The sequence below is a fragment of the Pseudomonas sp. TMW22090 genome (genome assembly GCF_022496665.1).
Lineage (GTDB): Bacteria > Pseudomonadota > Gammaproteobacteria > Pseudomonadales > Pseudomonadaceae > Aquipseudomonas > Aquipseudomonas gregormendelii.
In genome coordinates, this window is sequence record NZ_SCFH01000001.1 from 984,743 (window position 1) to 1,001,101 (window position 16,359).

Sequence of the window (16,359 nt, forward strand, 5' to 3'; positions counted from 1 at the left end):
CGCCACACCGCATTCGACCCCATTTGCAGGAGCATTTATGAGCAGTCCAAAAAAACCCGCGACAGAACCTCACACCGAGGCCTCGCGAATTCGTGAGGGCCTGCCCTTCCCGCTCGGTGCTACCTGGGACGGCCTGGGTGTCAACTTCGCGTTGTTTTCCGCCAACGCGACCAAGGTTGAACTGTGTATTTTCGATGATTCGGGCGAGGTCGAACTCGAACGCATCGAATTGCCCGAATACACCGACGAGATCTACCACGGCTACTTGCCCGACGCCCATCCCGGGCTGATCTACGGCTACCGTGTGTATGGCGCCTACGACCCGGCCAATGGTCACCGCTTCAACCACAACAAATTGCTGATCGACCCCTATGCCAAGCAGCTGGTCGGCGAGCTGAAATGGTCCGAGGCGTTGTTCGGCTACACCATCGGCCACCCCGACGCCGACCTCAGCTTCGACGAACGCGACAGCGCGCCCTTCGTACCCAAGTGCAAGGTCATCGATCCGGCACACACCTGGGGCCACGACCACCGCGTCAGCGTGCCGTGGGACAAGACGATCATCTATGAGACCCACGTCCGCGGCATCAGCATGCGTCACCCTTCGGTTCCGGAAAACGTACGAGGCACCTTTGCCGGCCTGATGGTGGACGACGTGCTGGAGCACATCCGCAAACTGGGTGTGTCGTCGGTCGAACTGCTGCCGATTCACGCCTTCGTCAATGATCAGCATCTGCTGCACAAGGGCATGACCAACTACTGGGGCTATAACAGTATTGCGTTTTTCGCCCCGGACCCGCGCTACCTGGCCAGTGGCAAGATCGCCGAGTTCAAGGAGATGGTTGCGCACCTGCACGAAGCCAATCTGGAAGTCATACTCGACGTGGTCTACAACCACACCGCCGAGGGCAACGAGCAAGGCCCGACCCTGTCCATGCGCGGCATCGACAACGCGTCGTACTATCGCCTGATGCCCGACGACAAGCGCTACTACATCAACGACTCCGGCACCGGTAACACCCTGGACCTGAGCCATCCCTGCGTCCTGCAGATGGTCACTGACTCTTTGCGTTACTGGGCCACGGAAATGCACGTGGACGGTTTCCGCTTCGACCTGGCGACCATCCTCGGGCGCTACCACGACGGTTTCGACGAGCGCCACAGCTTCCTTGTCGCCTGCCGCCAGGACCCGGTACTGCGCCAGGTGAAAATGATCGCCGAGCCATGGGATTGCGGCCCCGGCGGTTATCAGGTCGGCGGCTTCCCGCCGGGCTGGGTGGAGTGGAACGACAAATTCCGCGACACGGTGCGCTCGTTCTGGAAAGGGGATGACGGCCAGCTGGCGGATTTCGCCAGTCGCATGACGGCATCCGGCGAAATGTTCAACCAGCGCGGGAGACGCCCGTATTCGTCGGTGAACTTCATCACCGCCCACGACGGCTTCACCCTCAATGACCTGGTGTCGTACAACGACAAGCACAACGAGGCCAACGACGAGAACAACCAGGACGGCAGCAACAATAACCTGTCATGGAACCACGGCGTCGAAGGACCCACCGACGATCCGGAAATCAACGCGCTGCGCCAGCGGCAGATGCGTAACTTCTTCGCCACCCTCCTGCTGTCACAAGGCACGCCGATGCTGGTTGCCGGTGACGAGTTCGCGCGCACCCAGGACGGCAACAACAACGCCTATTGCCAGGACAGCGAAATCGGCTGGGTCAACTGGGACCTGAGCGAAGACGGCAAGGCCCTGCTGAAATTCGTCAAGCGCTTGATCAAGTTGCGCCTGGCCTACCCGATCCTGCGTCGCGGACGCTTCCTGGTGGGCAACTACAACGAGGATATCGGCGTCAAGGACGTCACCTGGCTGGCCCCGGATGGCAGCGAGATGTCCATCGAGCAGTGGGAAGACGCCCATGGGCGCTGCCTCGGCATGCTGCTGGACGGTCGCGCCCAGGAAACCGGGATTCGTCGCAAGGGCGCAGATGCCACCCTGCTCCTGGTGGTGAATGCGCATCACGACATCGTCAACTTCACCTTGCCGGAAGTCCCTGAGGGCGTGTTCTGGACGTGCATGGTCGACACCAATCAACCTTCGATCCGTGGTCAGGAACGTTTCGAGTTTGGCCATGAATATTCCGTGACTGGCCGCTCGCTCCTGTTGTTCGAACTGCAGCGTGAGGAAGACGAGTGAAATGGAGCTCAAGACCTGTCTTGATCGCCAGTCGACGGACTACGACGGCACCCGGGCACTAGGACAGTGCCTGGAGCAACTGGTGGAGGCAGGTCTGGATCGACTGCCGCTACCGGGGCAAGGCCACACGCTGGAGCGATTCCAGCGGTTGGCCGAGGTGGGCGGGCATGATCTGCGGTTGTGCAAATTGTATGAAGGGCACACCGACGCGCTGGCGATTTTCCAGCAACTCGGTGCGTTTGCGCCGCCGCCTGGCAGTACCTGGGGCATGTGGGCGGCCGAACCGCCGAATGCCCGGGTTCGGCTGACCCATTCAGCGCAGGCCGTCGCGCTCAATGGTCGCAAGGCCTGGTGCTCCGGCGCCGCAGTGCTCAGTCATGCGCTGCTGACTGCCTGGGACGAGCAGGACCGTCAACAACTGGTGGCAGTCGCCCTTGATCAGCCAGGAGTCACGGTGACCGATGTGGGCTGGCAAGCGGTCGGTATGGGCGCAACCGGCAGCGTCGAGGTCCTCTTTGACAACGCCCAGGCGACCGCCATCGGCAACCCCGGCGATTACCTGCAACGCCCCGGTTTCTGGCAAGGCGGAATCGGCATTGCCGCCTGCTGGTATGGCGCGGCCTGCAGCATTGCCGAGCGGTTACGCGAGCATTGTGCGCAGCGCGACGAACCCCACGCCCTGGCCCATCTGGGCGCCGTTGACAGTGCCCTGCAAGGCGCTGCCGCGGTGTTGCGTGCCAGCGCCCTGGCGATAGATGCGGCCCCTCTGAAAGACGCCGAATTGCTTGCCCGACGCGCCCGTGCAGTGGTTGAAAACGCCGCCGAGCAAGTCATTCATCATGTCGGCCGCGCGCTGGGCGCCGGCCCTTATTGCAAAGACCGGCAGTTCGCGCAACTGAGCGCCGACCTGCCGGTTTTTCTGCGCCAGAGTCACGCCGAGCGCGATCTCGCGGGCCTGGGGCAGATTATTCGTGAAGGGACATGGACGTTATGAAAACCAATCCGATTGTCGGCCAGGGCACGCCGCTGTATCAGTGGCAAGCCTCCAGCCAACTGGCGCAGCTGCCGGTGATCGATATTCTGCAACTGGTCCCTAAGGGCGCTCGAGCGGTGATCATTGCCCCACACCCCGACGACGAGATCCTCGGCTGCGGCGGTTTCCTGCAGCTGCTGGCCGAGGCTGGCCGTGACCTGCAATTGATTTCGGTGACCGATGGCAGCGCCAGTCATCCGGGTTCACAACGCTGGCCGGTGGAACGCCTGAGCACTGTCCGCCCCCAGGAGTCGGTGGAAGCGCTACGACGGCTCGGGCTGCCATTGCACAGCCTGAGGTGGTTGCGTGGTGGTTTTGCCGACAGCCAGGTGGCAGCCAGGGAGGACGAATTGAGCACATTTATCGAGCGTCATCTGCGCGCCAGTGATGTGGTGTTCACCACCTGGCGCGAAGACGGGCACTGCGATCACGAAGCGGTGGGGCGTGCCAGTGCTGAAGCGGCTCAGCGTGTCGGGGCGACTTTGCATGAACTGCCGGTGTGGACCTGGCATTGGGCAACGCCCGAAGACCACAGTGTTCCCTGGCATAGAGCGCGCAAGATCCTGTTGTCGCCGATGTTGATCGCACGCAAACGCCACGCAATCCATGCCTTCGCCAGTCAGCTTGAGGGCGACCCCCAGATCGGTTTGCCACCGGTGCTCGCGCCCTTCGTGCTGGAGCGTCTGCTACAACCCTTTGAGGTGGTGTTCGTATGAGCGTCGATGATCGATATTTTGACGGTTTGTTTGCTAACAGTGACGATCCATGGGCATTCCGCCAGCGCTGGTACGAACAACGCAAACGGGCCATTACCCTGGCTGCGCTGCCCCGTCCGCGCTACCGCGCCATTTTCGAACCGGGGTGCGCCAACGGCGAATTGAGCGCCGACCTCGCCACCCGCTGCGACCGCCTGGTGTGTTGCGATACCGCCAGTGCCGCCGTCGCCCTCGCGCGTACGCGTTTGAGCCCGTTCAGCCATGCGCAGGTGCATCAGGCACGTTTGCCCGAGCAATGGCCGAGTGAGAAATTCGACCTGATCGTGATCAGTGAGCTTGGCTACTACCTCGATGCCGAAGACCTCAAGCGCCTGATCGAACAAGCCTCGCAGTCCCTCACCGCCGACGGTCAACTGTTGGCATGCCACTGGCGCCCGCCCATCGACGGTTGTCCCCTGAATGCCCGCCAGGTGCATGACCTGCTGCACGAACACCTGCACTTGCCGCGCCTGGTGTTGCACCAGGAAGCCGACTTCCTGCTGGAACTATGGAGTCGCGAACCGCGTTCGGTGGCCACCCTGGAAGGCCTGCGAAGCAGCACCTGACGACGCCCCCTGCAGGAGCGAGCTCGCTCGCGATGGTCTTGAACGATAACGCGGGCAACCTGATGCCGCGCGGCGCTCTCAGGTTATTCGCAACCAGGTGAGCGCCTGCATGGGAGATCGACATCGGCAAAAAAACGTACCAGATAGAACATACACGCGACGAATCGCAATACATGAGCAATACTCCCTGCGCGGCAATCCATGGTTTGGAGCGTGCGCACCCATGCTCATATACCCGGAACAAGGACGTAGCCCGATGAAACCCGTTTCCTTCAGCGAAAGCAGCCTCCCTGCGCAGATCTGGAACAGCGCGGCGCAACTGGATAATATTCCCGTCATCAACACCCATACCCTCGTTCCACCGGGCGCTCGCGCAGTGGTCATCTCGCCCCATCCTGGCGATGAAGTGATGATGTGCGGCGGCCTGCTGCAGCTGCTCAGCGCCCTGGGCCATCCCCTGCAATTAATTTCCATGACCGACGGCAGTGCCAGTTATCCGGGCTCGCAACAGTGGTCGGAAAAACGCCTGAGCGTGTTTCGCTCCCAGGAAAGCGTCGAGGCCTTGCGCCGCCTGGGCATGCCGATGCACAGCCTGAAGTGGATTCGTGGCGGCTTTACCGACAACGCCCTGGCAGAACACGAAGCCCAGCTGGCCGATTTCATTGCCCGCTACCTGCGCCCCGGCGACGTGGTATTCAGCACCTGGAGCGAGGACCGCCACCTGGATCACGATGCCGTGGGCCGTGCGGCGGCCAAGGCCGCGAAAAAAGTCGGCGCGGCCTTCAACGAAGTTCCCATTCGCGCCTGGCACCGACCGATCCGCGACCGCGAGCAAATCCCCTGGCACCGTGCGCGCAAGCTGCGTCTCGACACCTGGACCGTGGCGCGCAAGAGCCACGCCACCCATGCCTATGCCAGCCAGCTCGATGGCGAGCCCGCCTTGGGCCTCGCACCCCTGCTACCCCGGGTACTGCTGGAACGGATGCGCCTGCCTTACGAAATCGTCTTCGTCTGACAGCAATCCCTGGGGAGACCAATCCCTGTGGGAGATTCGATGTCTGGCTACTGCCGATCACCGATTTGCGCTGAACTGCGCGCGCCCCCATCAGTCGCATGGATATGGAACCGCCTACCAGGAGTTAACGTGACCAGTGATCCAACGCAGCAGGCACTTGAAGACATGCCGCTGAATGCGCCACCGGCCATCCACCGCCTCAGAGTGCTGACGGTCAACACCCACAAGGGTTTCACCGCACTCAATCGGCGCTTTATACTTCCGGAATTGCGCGAAGCGGTACGCAGTACTTCGGCCGATCTGGTATTTCTCCAGGAAGTGGTCGGCGAACACGAGCGGCATTCCTCACGCCTCAACAACTGGCCACAGACTTCCCAGTACGAATTCCTCGCCGATAGCATGTGGAGTGATTTCGCCTACGGTCGCAATGCCGTTTACCCCGATGGTCATCATGGCAACGCATTGCTGTCCAAGTACCCCATTCGCGAATACCGCAACCTCGACGTGTCGATCACCGGCCCCGAGCGCCGGGGCCTGTTGCACTGCGTACTCGATGTTCCGGGGCATGCCGAAGTCCATGCGATCTGCGTCCACCTGAGCCTGCTGGAAAGTCATCGCCAGCTGCAGCTCCAGCTGCTGTGCCAACTGCTTGAGTCCCTCCCCGACGATGCACCGGTCATTATCGCCGGGGACTTCAACGACTGGCAGCTGCAAGGCAACGCCGCCCTCGCCCGGCGCGACTATCTGCATGAAGCCTTTGAACGCCATCACGGTCGTCCCGCCAAGACCTACCCGGCGCGGTTTCCCCTGTTGCGCCTGGACCGCATTTACCTGCGCAATGCCAGCAGCCATGATCCGCGAATACTGGGAAACAAGCCCTGGACGCACCTTTCTGATCACTTGCCGTTGGCGGTGGAAGTCCATTTGTAAGCTATAAATAAATCCGACCTGCTGTCATTTGTGTCAGTGGTTGTCGGCGAATTCTGTTGGTACGGTATCAATTGAAGCGTGGCACGCCTTTACACACCTGGAGATAGGCATGGACATTGCGACAGGTTTGCCTAAGTACCGTATCAGTGACTACCGTTTCAATGCCCTCGCGGTTTCCATGTGTCTAAGCCTTGGATCGCCACAATTCGCTCAGGCCAGCTGTACATTTACGCCCACCGCCAGTAACGATAACCATGTCTGCGACAGCGGCATCGGCGGCGCACTGACCGATCTCAATGGCAACAACACCCTGAGCTTTCCCACCAGCGGCACGGGCCAAATCATCGGCAACGTAAATTTTGGTGCGGGCAATGATGGCCTGGTCATGAATTCCGGGACATTGACTGGCACCCTGAATCAGGGTGATGGTTCAGACACGGTGTTGATCACCAACGGCGTGATCACCGGCGCGGTGAATCAGGGCAATCAGATCGATGACTTCGTCATGAGTGGCGGGCGCATCCAGTCCCTGGCCCAAGGCGACGGCCGCGACACCTTCCTGATGACCAATGGCACCATAGTCGGGGCCTTCGAGGACGGGGACATAGCGAGGATGTCCGGCGGCACTATCGGTCGAGTCGACATGAAGCTCGACAACAACCTCTTCGACATGTCTGGCGGCGAGATCACCGGCAATCTGGTGACCGGCTTCGGCCTCGACACCATCATCGTCTCCGGCGGCAGAATCGGCGGCAACGTCAGCGTCAGCGGTGGCAATGACAGCATCACCGTTACTGGCGGCGAAATCGTCGGCGAAATCCGCGCCAGCGTCGGTGATGACATCCTCAACTGGAACGGCGGCGGGATCATCCGTTCGGCAATCCTGATGGGCGAAGGCAATGACCTCGCCACCCTTTCCAACCTCACTGAAACCACCCTGGCACTGACGCCGGGCCTGGACGGTGGTCCCGGCACCGACACCCTGAATTTCAATCAGACCACCACAGCCGGCGCCTCCCGCTACATCAACTGGGAGGCGTTGAATCTGGGTAATAATTCGCGCCTTGACCTGGCGAGCGATTCGCTGATCCTGGGTGACAGTACCAGTGGCACCGGCGTGATCAGCGTCGACGCCAGCAGCACCCTCACCTCGGTGCAAGGCAGCATCGCGCCGTTCACTGCGGGCCAGCTCGCAACCTTGAACAATGCCGGAACCATCGACCTCACCGGTGCCAATTCGCGCAGCAACGACACACTGACGGTGCAGGGCAACTACGCCGGCAACGGTGGCAAACTGCTGCTGCAAAGCGTGCTGGGCGATGACAGCTCTCCCAGCGATAAACTGGTGGTCAGTAACGGCACCCTGACCGGCAATACCGTCATTACCGTGCAGAACCTGGGCGGAGTCGGCGGGGTCACTCAACAGAACGGTATCCAGCTGGTCGAGGCGCAAGGCTCGGCCGTGGCCAGCAACGGAGCCTTCGCCCTTAACGGCGGCCTGATTTCCGCAGGCGCTTTCGATTACCGTCTGTTCAAGGGCGGGGTCACCGCCGGTACGGAAAACAGCTGGTACCTGCGCTCGGCAGTGGTCGCCCCTGCGGTGACGACCATCCCCAATCCGGATCCGGCGTTGCCGCCTATTACGGTACCCGTCGTTGCGATACCGGTCGCCGCGCCCGCCCCTCCGGCCCCCACTCCTGAACCGGGAAGCCCGCCGCTACCAGCACCGGCACCGCTGCCGCCGTTGCCCGAAGCCGTTGCGGGTGCCGCGCCGATTCCCCTTTACCGTCCCGAAGTCGCCACCTGGTCAGTGCTGCCCCCTGCTGCGGCCCAGTTGACCCTGACAGCGCTCGGCACTTTCCACGATCGCCAGGGCGATCAACGCCTGCTCACCGAAACCGGTGCGTTTGGTGCGGGCTGGGGCCGGGCTTACGGCAAGAATCTCGACCAGACCTGGTCAGGCACCGTGACGCCGCGCTTCGATGGTTCGCTCAAGGGCTTTCAAGTGGGCAATGACCTTTACGGCTCCCAAACCTCGGGCGGGCACACGCAGCGAATCGGGTTCTTCGTGGGTCATACCGGCATGAAGGGCAATGTCGACGGCTTCAACGAGGGCTTTGAAGACAAACGCGCCGGCAAGATCGACCTGCGTGGCGACCATGTCGGCTTGTACTGGACACTGGTGGGCAACCGCGGCTGGTACTTCGATAACGTGATCATGTCGACCCGCTTTGATGGCGACAACCGCTCAGAGCGTGGCCTGAAACTGGATACTCGTGGCCACGGGCTCACAGTGTCCAGTGAAGCCGGTTATCCCATTGCCCTCAATGACACCTGGGTGCTCGAGCCCCAGGCGCAAATCATTTATCAGAAGATCTCTCTGGACAGCCAGGACGACGGGATTTCCCGGGTATCCTTCGACTCGGACGGCGCATGGACCGGGCGCCTGGGGGCAAGGCTCAAAGGCAGCTATCAGGTCAGCGGTCGCCCGCTCGAACCCTACCTGCGGGCGAACCTGTGGCATACGTTGTCCGGGACAGACACCGTGACATTTGACGACGTCGACAAGGTCACCACTGAACAGAAAGCCTCCTCCGCCGACATCGGTGTGGGCGTGAATGTGAGCCTGGCCTCATCCTTCAGCGTCTACGCCGGTGCCGATTACAGCACCAATATCGACAGCCAGAACTTGCGCGGACTGTTGGGAAACGTCGGCGTGAGAATCAGCTGGTAGCCGTCATATAAAGGCTCTGGCGCGCGGTTTTTTGACGATGCCCCGTACAAACAACCACTTGCAAGCGCGCCGGAAATCAGTCACTTATGGGGATTAAATTAACCCTACCACTTATCGGCCATTTTCTTGACGCAATGTCAAGGGTCTTCTTAGCTACAGGTTACTACCCCCGGAACACTACCAGGAACAAGCCTTCACACCGCTCATGCAGGGGCCGGTGCAGGTTTGGCCTACTCAATTCGGTCGCCCCTCATTCGGGGTAGGAGAGACGCCAAAGCGAGACAGCGCATGCGATTGCAAGGTAGACCACCATGAGAACATCACTCCCCCCGCTTGAGATCAAAGCCACTTTCTACACCCTTTCGAGTTCGCTGCTGTTGTGCTCATCGGTGGGAGCACAAGCCGGGCCCGCGGAAGATGAGACGTTGCCCTGGTATCGCCAGGACGTCCCGACGATGTCACTACCTGCGTTCAATATCACGGCCCCCTACCCCGGGCATGTCAGCGCAGCATCTGACGCCCGCAGTTCACGGCTGACCATCGAAGACGCCGCACCCTCGACCTGGGACCAGCTCTACGGCAAGCCTTCGCGCCAGGCCGAGGCCGACGTGCTGGCGCAAGGCTTTTCCGGGCCCGGTGCCAGCGAGTCCTGGGGTCCGGCGATACTGACGTTGCAAAGTGCCGGCGGGCATACCCAGCGCGTTGGGCTGATCGGCGGCGTCAGCCAGTTCCAGAGTAACGGCAATGGCCTGCTGACCAGTCGCGCCCAGGCCGACCCCGCCACGGACACCCTCAATCTGCAAGGCCAGAGCCTTGGCGCCTACTGGAGCCTCACCGGAGCGCAAGGCTGGCACGTCGACCTGACGGCCAGCGGTGGACGGGTCAACGGCTTCAGCCGCAATGAACAGGGCGTGAGGCAAGTGACTGAAGGCAGCGCGTTGACACTCTCGGTGGAAGGCGGATTCCCCATTGGGTTAAGCGATAACTGGGTGGTTGAACCCCAGGCGCAACTGATTAATCAACGTATCACCCTCGACACGCCCTACTCGGGTACGGGCAATGCTTCGGCCAGCGACCTCAGCTCATGGAGCGGCCGGGTCGGAGCGCGGTTGAAAGGGAGTTACGACATCAATGGCCTGGGCGTCGAGCCGTATGTGCGGACCAACTTGTGGCACACGGTTTATACCGGCAATACCGTATCGCTGGATCAGGTCGACAAGATCAGCAGCAGCCGCAAGTCGTCAACGGTGGATTTGGGGCTGGGATTGGTGGCGAAGGTGACACCGGCGGTGAGCCTGTATGTCAGTGCCGATTACAGCAGTGATGTGGATGACAACGATTTGAACGGGTTGATCGGCAGTCTGGGCGTGCGGATGCGTTGGTGAGGTGTCTGAGCAGCAAACGATCGTCCGATCGCGGCCCGAGCCTGCGGCAGCGCCTACACGGTATTGCTTGTAGGCGCTGGCGCAGGCTCGGGCCGCGATCTGACGATCTTTTGTTCCACCTTTTTTCTTACGCTTCAGGCCGCAGGATCAACACCGCCAACGGCGGCAAATTCAGCGACAGTGACAGCGGCTGTCCGTGGCTGGGTTCTTCCTCGGTAAACGCCCCGCCCCCATTGCCATAATTGGACCCGGCGTACATCGCCGCGTCGCTGTTGATGACCTCGGTCCAGCGACCGGCAAACGGCACGCCCACTCGATAACCCTGGCGCGGCACAGGCGTGAAATTGGCAACCACCAAAACCGGGCTGCCATCCTTGCTCCAGCGCAGGAAGGCATAGACGCTGTTGATTGCATCGTCGCCAATCAACCACTGGAAGCCCTGTGGCGCGTCGTCCTGGTCGTGCATCGCCGGTTCTTCGCGGTATAACCGGTTGAGGTCGCCCACCAGCTTCTGCACACCCTTGTGCTCCGAGTACTGCAGCAGGTACCAATCCAGTTGCTGGTCATGATTCCACTCTCGCCACTGGCCGAACTCGCAGCCCATGAACAGCAGTTTCTTGCCCGGGTGCGACCACATGAAGCTCAGGTAAGCCCGCAGGTTGGCAAATTTCTGCCAGCGGTCGCCGGGCATCTTGTCGATCAGCGAATGCTTGCCATGCACCACTTCGTCATGGGAAATCGGCAGGATGAAGCGCTCGGACCAGGCATACACCAGGCCAAAGCTCAGCTCGTTGTGATGATGCCCACGGTACACCGGGTCCTGCTGGATGTAGTGCAACGAATCGTGCATCCAACCCATGTTCCACTTGTAGTCGAAGCCCAGGCCGCCCTGTTGCGTGCTCTGGCTGACGCCGGGCCACGCGGTGGATTCCTCGGCGATCACCAGGGCACCAGGGGCCTCAAGGTTGACCACGTCATTGAGGTGGCGCAGGAAGTCGATCGCTTCCAGGTTCTCCCGCCCGCCGTGGCGGTTGGGCACCCACTCGCCGGCCTTGCGCGAGTAGTCGCGATAGAGCATCGAGGCCACCGCATCGACGCGCAGGCCGTCGACGTGGAAATGCTTGAGCCAATGCAACCCCGAGGCCAGCATGTAGCCGTGCACTTCGGTGCGGCCGAGGTTGTAGATCAGCGTGTCCCAATCCTGGTGAAAACCTTCCTGCGGGTTGCCATATTCGTACAACGCGGTGCCGTCGAATTGCGCCAGGCCGTGGGTGTCGGTCGGGAAATGCGCCGGCACCCAATCAAGGATCACACCAATATCCGCCAGGTGGCAGGCGTTGACGAAGGCGGCAAAATCATCCGGCGAACCGTAGCGGGCACTTGGAGCGAACTGCGACAGCAGCTGATAACCCCATGACCCCCCGAACGGGTGCTCCATGATCGGCATCAGCTCGATGTGGGTGAAACCCAGTTCCTTCACGTAAGGAATCAACCGCTCGCCCAGCTCGTGCCAGGTGTACTGGCGGGCGACTTCGCCCAGGTCATCCAGCTCACACTGCCAGGAGCCGGCGTGCAGTTCGTAGATCGATAGCGGCGCACTGGGGTGCTGGCGCTCGATGCGCGACTGCATCCATGCCTGGTCCTGCCATTCGATGCTCAGGGGCGAGGCGACCTTGGACGCCGTGTCTGGCGGCAAGGTAGTCGCCAGGGCCATCGGGTCGGCCTTCAGCGGCAAGATACCGTTGGTGCCGAGGATTTCGTATTTGTAGGTTTCACCCGCCTGCATGCGCGGGATGAACAGCTCCCAGACACCCGTCGGATGCCGCAGGCGCATGGGATGACGGCGGCCGTCCCAGTTATTGAAATCACCCACCACCGAAACCCGCTTGGCATTCGGCGCCCAGACGGCAAACCGCACGCCATCGACCCCGTCTACCGTTTTCAACTGTGCACCGAGGCAACTGCTCAAATCCCGATGGTTGCCCTCGGCAAACAGGTACAGGTCCATCTCGCCCAACAAGGGACCGAAGCTGTAGGGGTCCTCGGAAACCTGCTCGCCACCGGCCCAGCGGGTGCGCAACAGGTAAGGCTGGGCGCGATCGAAATGCCCGACGAACAAACCTGGGGTCTGGGTGGCCTCGAGATTGCCCAGTTCTTCACCGGAATCCTTTGCCAGTACTTGCACGCTCAGGGCATCCGGCAGATAAGCCCGAATGAATTGCCCGCCAGCGTTATCGGCATGGGGGCCGAGAATTGCAAAAGGGTCGGGATGTGCGGCGCGCACCAGCGCGTCGATGTCCTGCGATCCGGGCAGCAGCGCTTCTTTAGCGTGACCCAGTTCCTTGTTCTGGAAACTCATGACTACTCTCCACCAAGATCGGAAAAGGGTTTAAGCCCACTCAATAATCCATACAAACCATGTAACGGCACGGGCAGCCAGGTTGGGCGATTCTCAGCCTCGTAGGCCACCTCGTACGCGGCCTTTTCCAGACCGAACAACGCCAGCGCAGCGTCCTCACCTGCCGGATCTTGCCACGCATGTCCAAGACTAGCTGCCGCCAGCCGATAAGCGTCGACAAATGCCTGGCGAGCCTCATTTAAATAGCGCTCGGCGACCCTGACTCGCGCCGCCTGTGCCGCTTCGGTGTTATCGACATTGTGCACATTGATGGTCATGGCTGCCGCGTAATCAAACGAGCGCAATACCCCGCTCACATCCTTGTACGGACTGTGCTTGCCCCGTCGCTCATGCAGTGGCCGCGCCGGTTCACCTTCAAAGTCAATCAGATAGGCATCGCCCTTGATCACCAGCACCTGGCCCAGGTGCAAGTCGCCGTGGACACGAATCCGCAGGCCACCTGCCGCCTTTTTGCCCAGCTCCTGAACATGGCTCAGGATCGCCTTTTTGTTGTCCACCAAGCGACTGACCAGCGCCTGGTCGGCAGGGTTCAGTTCGGTTTGATGCTGCTTGAGCAACTTCAACGCATGTTCCACTTGTGCGGCGACGTCCCTGGCCGAGGCCAGGGCTTCTTTTTGCGTAGTGACCTGCGGCGCGAAGTCCGGATCATCGGTGGGCGCGGCGAGCACCTGATGCATTTCACCGAGGCGCTGGCCGAGCATGCCGGCAAAATCCTTCAGCTCGCCCAAAGCGTTGTAGTGCTGCTCCTGTTCCGAAATGGCTTGCGCCAGTTCGTCACGTAATGCGCGTTCGAGGTTGTTCTGGGTCCATTCCCAGGCATCGCCCTGATTGCTCAGGAAACCTTGGGCGATCATCAGCAGCGTGTCCTCGCCTTCGGCGTCACGACGAATCACCGAGCCCAGCAATGGGGAAATATTGGCGAACCCGGCGTTGGTCAGGTACGCACTCATTTCCAGTTCAGGGTGGACCCCGGAGGCGATCTTGCGGATCAGCTTCAGCACCAGGCTTTTGCCCACCACGACCGAACTGTTGGACTGCTCGGCCGACAGATAGCGCACCTCCGACTCCGCGTTGAGACCCAGTTGAGCCAGCGCGGCGGTCGGTTCAAAGCGGATCTCGCCTTCGTCAGACGCCAACACGGTGTTGTTGTGCATACCCTCCAACACCGCACGAATAAAGTTTTCCAGGGCAAATGCATCGGTGATGATGCCGACCTGACGACCGCGACGAACCCGGGACAGTGCCAGTTGCTGCGGCAGCGCGGGGCCGACCTGATCCTCGGCGATAAAGCCGAAAGGCAGCTGATACCGACTGGTCTGGCCATTGCTGGTGACGTCGATTTCGCTCAGCAACACCGGGTGCTCGGCGTCGCCAAAGCGCACCCCATAGGCCAGTTTTACCTGTTCGATGGTGGCGTCCTTGCCGGCAAACCAGCGGCGATTCTGCAGCCAGTTTGGCAGGATGCCCTGTTCCATCGTTTCGCGAGATGGCGCTTCGAGCAGTTCCTCCAAGCGGTGCTTGAGCACCAGGGTGGTGAAGTCCGGCAGACTTTGCGCCGGCTCCACGTGCCAGCTGGGCATCTGGTTCTCCGCCGCCAGGCCAAACCAGTAGAAGCCGTACGGCGCCAGGGTCAGGAGGAAGTTAAGCTGGCCGATCGGCGGGAACGCGTTACCGCCGAGCATTTCCACCGGCACCATGCCGGTATAGGCCGACAAGTCGAGCTCGGCCGCTTGGGCACTGCGCGATACGTTGGCCACGCACAGAATGATCTCGTGCTTGCCGTCTTCGCCGGTGAATTCACGGGTGTAGGCCAGGATTCGGCGATTGCTTGGCGAGAGCATTTTCAGGGTGCCGCGCCCAAATGCCTTGGACTGCTTGCGCACGGCGAGCATGCGCCGGGTCCAGTTGAGCAGCGAGTGCGGGTCGCCGGCCTGGGTCTCGACGTTCACCGACAGGTAACCGTATTGCGGGTCCATGATCGGCGGCAACACCAGGCTGGCCGGGTCGGCGCGCGAGAAGCCGCCATTGCGGTCAATCGACCACTGCATGGGCGTACGCACGCCATCCCGGTCACCCAGGTAGATGTTGTCGCCCATGCCGATTTCGTCACCGTAGTACAGGGTCGGCGTCCCGGGCATCGACAACAGCAGGCTGTTGAGCAGTTCCACGCGGCGGCGGTCACGCTCCATCAAGGGTGCCAGACGCCGGCGGATGCCCAGGTTGATGCGTGCGCGGCGATCAGCGGCGTAGTAGTTCCACAGGTAGTCGCGCTCCTTGTCGGTGACCATCTCCAGCGTCAGCTCATCATGGTTGCGCAGGAAAATCGCCCACTGGCAGTTGGCGGGGATCTCCGGGGTCTGCCGCAGGATGTCGGTGATCGGGAAGCGGTCTTCCTGGGCCAGCGCCATGTACATGCGCGGCATCAGCGGGAAATGGAACGCCATGTGGCATTCATCGCCATTTTGGCCCTGGGCATCGGTGTCGCCAAAATACAGTTGAGTGTCTTCAGGCCATTGATTGGCTTCGGCGAGCAGCATGCGGTCTGGGTAGTTGGCATCGATCTCGGCACGGATCTGCTTGAGGACGTCGTGCGTCTCCGGCAGGTTCTCGTTGTTGGTGCCGTCGCGTTCGATCAGGTACGGAATAGCGTCCAGGCGCAGGCCGTCGATGCCCATGTCCAGCCAGTAACGCATCACCGACAGTACGGCTTTCATGACTTGCGGGTTGTCGAAATTGAGATCCGGCTGGTGCGAGTAGAAGCGGTGCCAGAAGTACTGCCCGGCTACCGGATCCCAGGTCCAGTTGGACTTCTCGGTATCGAGAAAAATAATGCGCGTGCCGTCGTATTTCTGGTCATCATCGGACCACACGTAAAAGTCCCGGGCGGCCGAGCCTTTCTTGGCCTTGCGCGCTCGCTGGAACCAGGCGTGCTGGTCGGAGGTGTGGTTGATAACGAGCTCGGTGATCACCCGCAGACCACGATCATGGGCCTCGGAGATGAACCGCCTGGCATCGGCCATGGTCCCGTAGTCAGGGTGTACACCGCGGTACTCGGCAATGTCGTAACCGTCGTCGCGACGCGGCGACGGATAGAACGGCAGCAGCCAGATGGTGTTGACGCCGAGGTCGGCAATGTAATCGAGTTTGGCGATCAGGCCGGGAAAGTCGCCGATCCCGTCGTTGTTGGAGTCAAAAAATGACTTGACGTGAACCTGATAGATCACCGCGTCCTTGTACCAGAGCGGGTCTTTGATAAAGGTGGCAGCCTTGGGTTTCTTCGCCATTTGAAACTCCTGTTGAATTCGATAAAGCGATCCATCTCGCA

Annotated in this window: 10 protein-coding genes; 8 read left to right on the forward strand and 2 right to left on the reverse strand. The window is 61.1% G+C overall.

Translation table 11 applies throughout. From position 1 onward, the window contains the following. Positions 1-37 precede the first annotated feature (37 nt). The 8 genes from glgX (at position 38) to EQV97_RS04625 (ending at position 10,615) form a co-directional block, all read left to right on the forward strand. Complete coding sequence (glgX, locus tag EQV97_RS04590; protein ID WP_122839757.1) at positions 38-2,197, forward strand: glycogen debranching protein GlgX; 2,160 nt, start codon at positions 38-40, stop codon at positions 2,195-2,197. Between the two features lies 1 nt (position 2,198). Then, a complete protein-coding gene (locus tag EQV97_RS04595; protein ID WP_122839756.1) occupies positions 2,199-3,191 on the forward strand; it encodes an acyl-CoA dehydrogenase family protein in 993 nt (330 codons plus the stop codon). After that, positions 3,188-3,946: a PIG-L family deacetylase gene (locus tag EQV97_RS04600; RefSeq protein ID WP_122839755.1), complete on the forward strand. Its 759-nt coding sequence runs from the start codon at positions 3,188-3,190 to the stop codon at positions 3,944-3,946. Before EQV97_RS04595 ends, EQV97_RS04600 begins: the two co-directional genes overlap by 4 nt. Beyond that, entirely contained in the window at positions 3,943-4,551 is a 609-nt protein-coding gene (locus EQV97_RS04605) for an SAM-dependent methyltransferase (RefSeq protein ID WP_240888516.1), read from the forward strand. Before EQV97_RS04600 ends, EQV97_RS04605 begins: the two co-directional genes overlap by 4 nt. A gap of 256 nt (positions 4,552-4,807) precedes the next feature. After that, positions 4,808-5,566, forward strand: a complete 759-nt coding sequence (locus tag EQV97_RS04610) for a PIG-L family deacetylase (protein WP_122839753.1) — start codon at positions 4,808-4,810, stop codon at positions 5,564-5,566. Positions 5,567-5,695: 129 nt separating this feature from the next. Continuing rightward, positions 5,696-6,496, forward strand: coding sequence for an endonuclease/exonuclease/phosphatase family protein (locus tag EQV97_RS04615; RefSeq protein WP_122839752.1), 801 nt, complete (start codon positions 5,696-5,698; stop codon positions 6,494-6,496). A gap of 109 nt (positions 6,497-6,605) precedes the next feature. Next, positions 6,606-9,230, forward strand: coding sequence for an autotransporter outer membrane beta-barrel domain-containing protein (locus EQV97_RS04620; RefSeq protein ID WP_240888517.1), 2,625 nt, complete (start codon positions 6,606-6,608; stop codon positions 9,228-9,230). Positions 9,231-9,541: 311 nt separating this feature from the next. Continuing rightward, on the forward strand, positions 9,542-10,615 hold the full coding sequence (locus EQV97_RS04625) for an autotransporter outer membrane beta-barrel domain-containing protein (RefSeq protein WP_240888518.1): 1,074 nt from the start codon (positions 9,542-9,544) through the stop codon (positions 10,613-10,615). Positions 10,616-10,742: 127 nt separating this feature from the next. On the opposite strand, the gene glgB is transcribed toward EQV97_RS04625, so the two are convergent. Together glgB and treS are read right to left on the reverse strand one after the other, a co-directional pair. Continuing rightward, complete coding sequence (gene glgB, locus EQV97_RS04630; RefSeq protein ID WP_240888519.1) at positions 10,743-12,974, reverse strand: 1,4-alpha-glucan branching protein GlgB; 2,232 nt, start codon at positions 12,972-12,974, stop codon at positions 10,743-10,745. Positions 12,975-12,976: 2 nt separating this feature from the next. Then, positions 12,977-16,318 carry a maltose alpha-D-glucosyltransferase gene (gene treS, locus EQV97_RS04635; protein ID WP_240888520.1) on the reverse strand — a complete coding sequence of 1,114 codons (3,342 nt, stop codon included), beginning with the start codon at positions 16,316-16,318 and terminating at the stop codon, positions 12,977-12,979. Positions 16,319-16,359 lie beyond the last annotated feature (41 nt).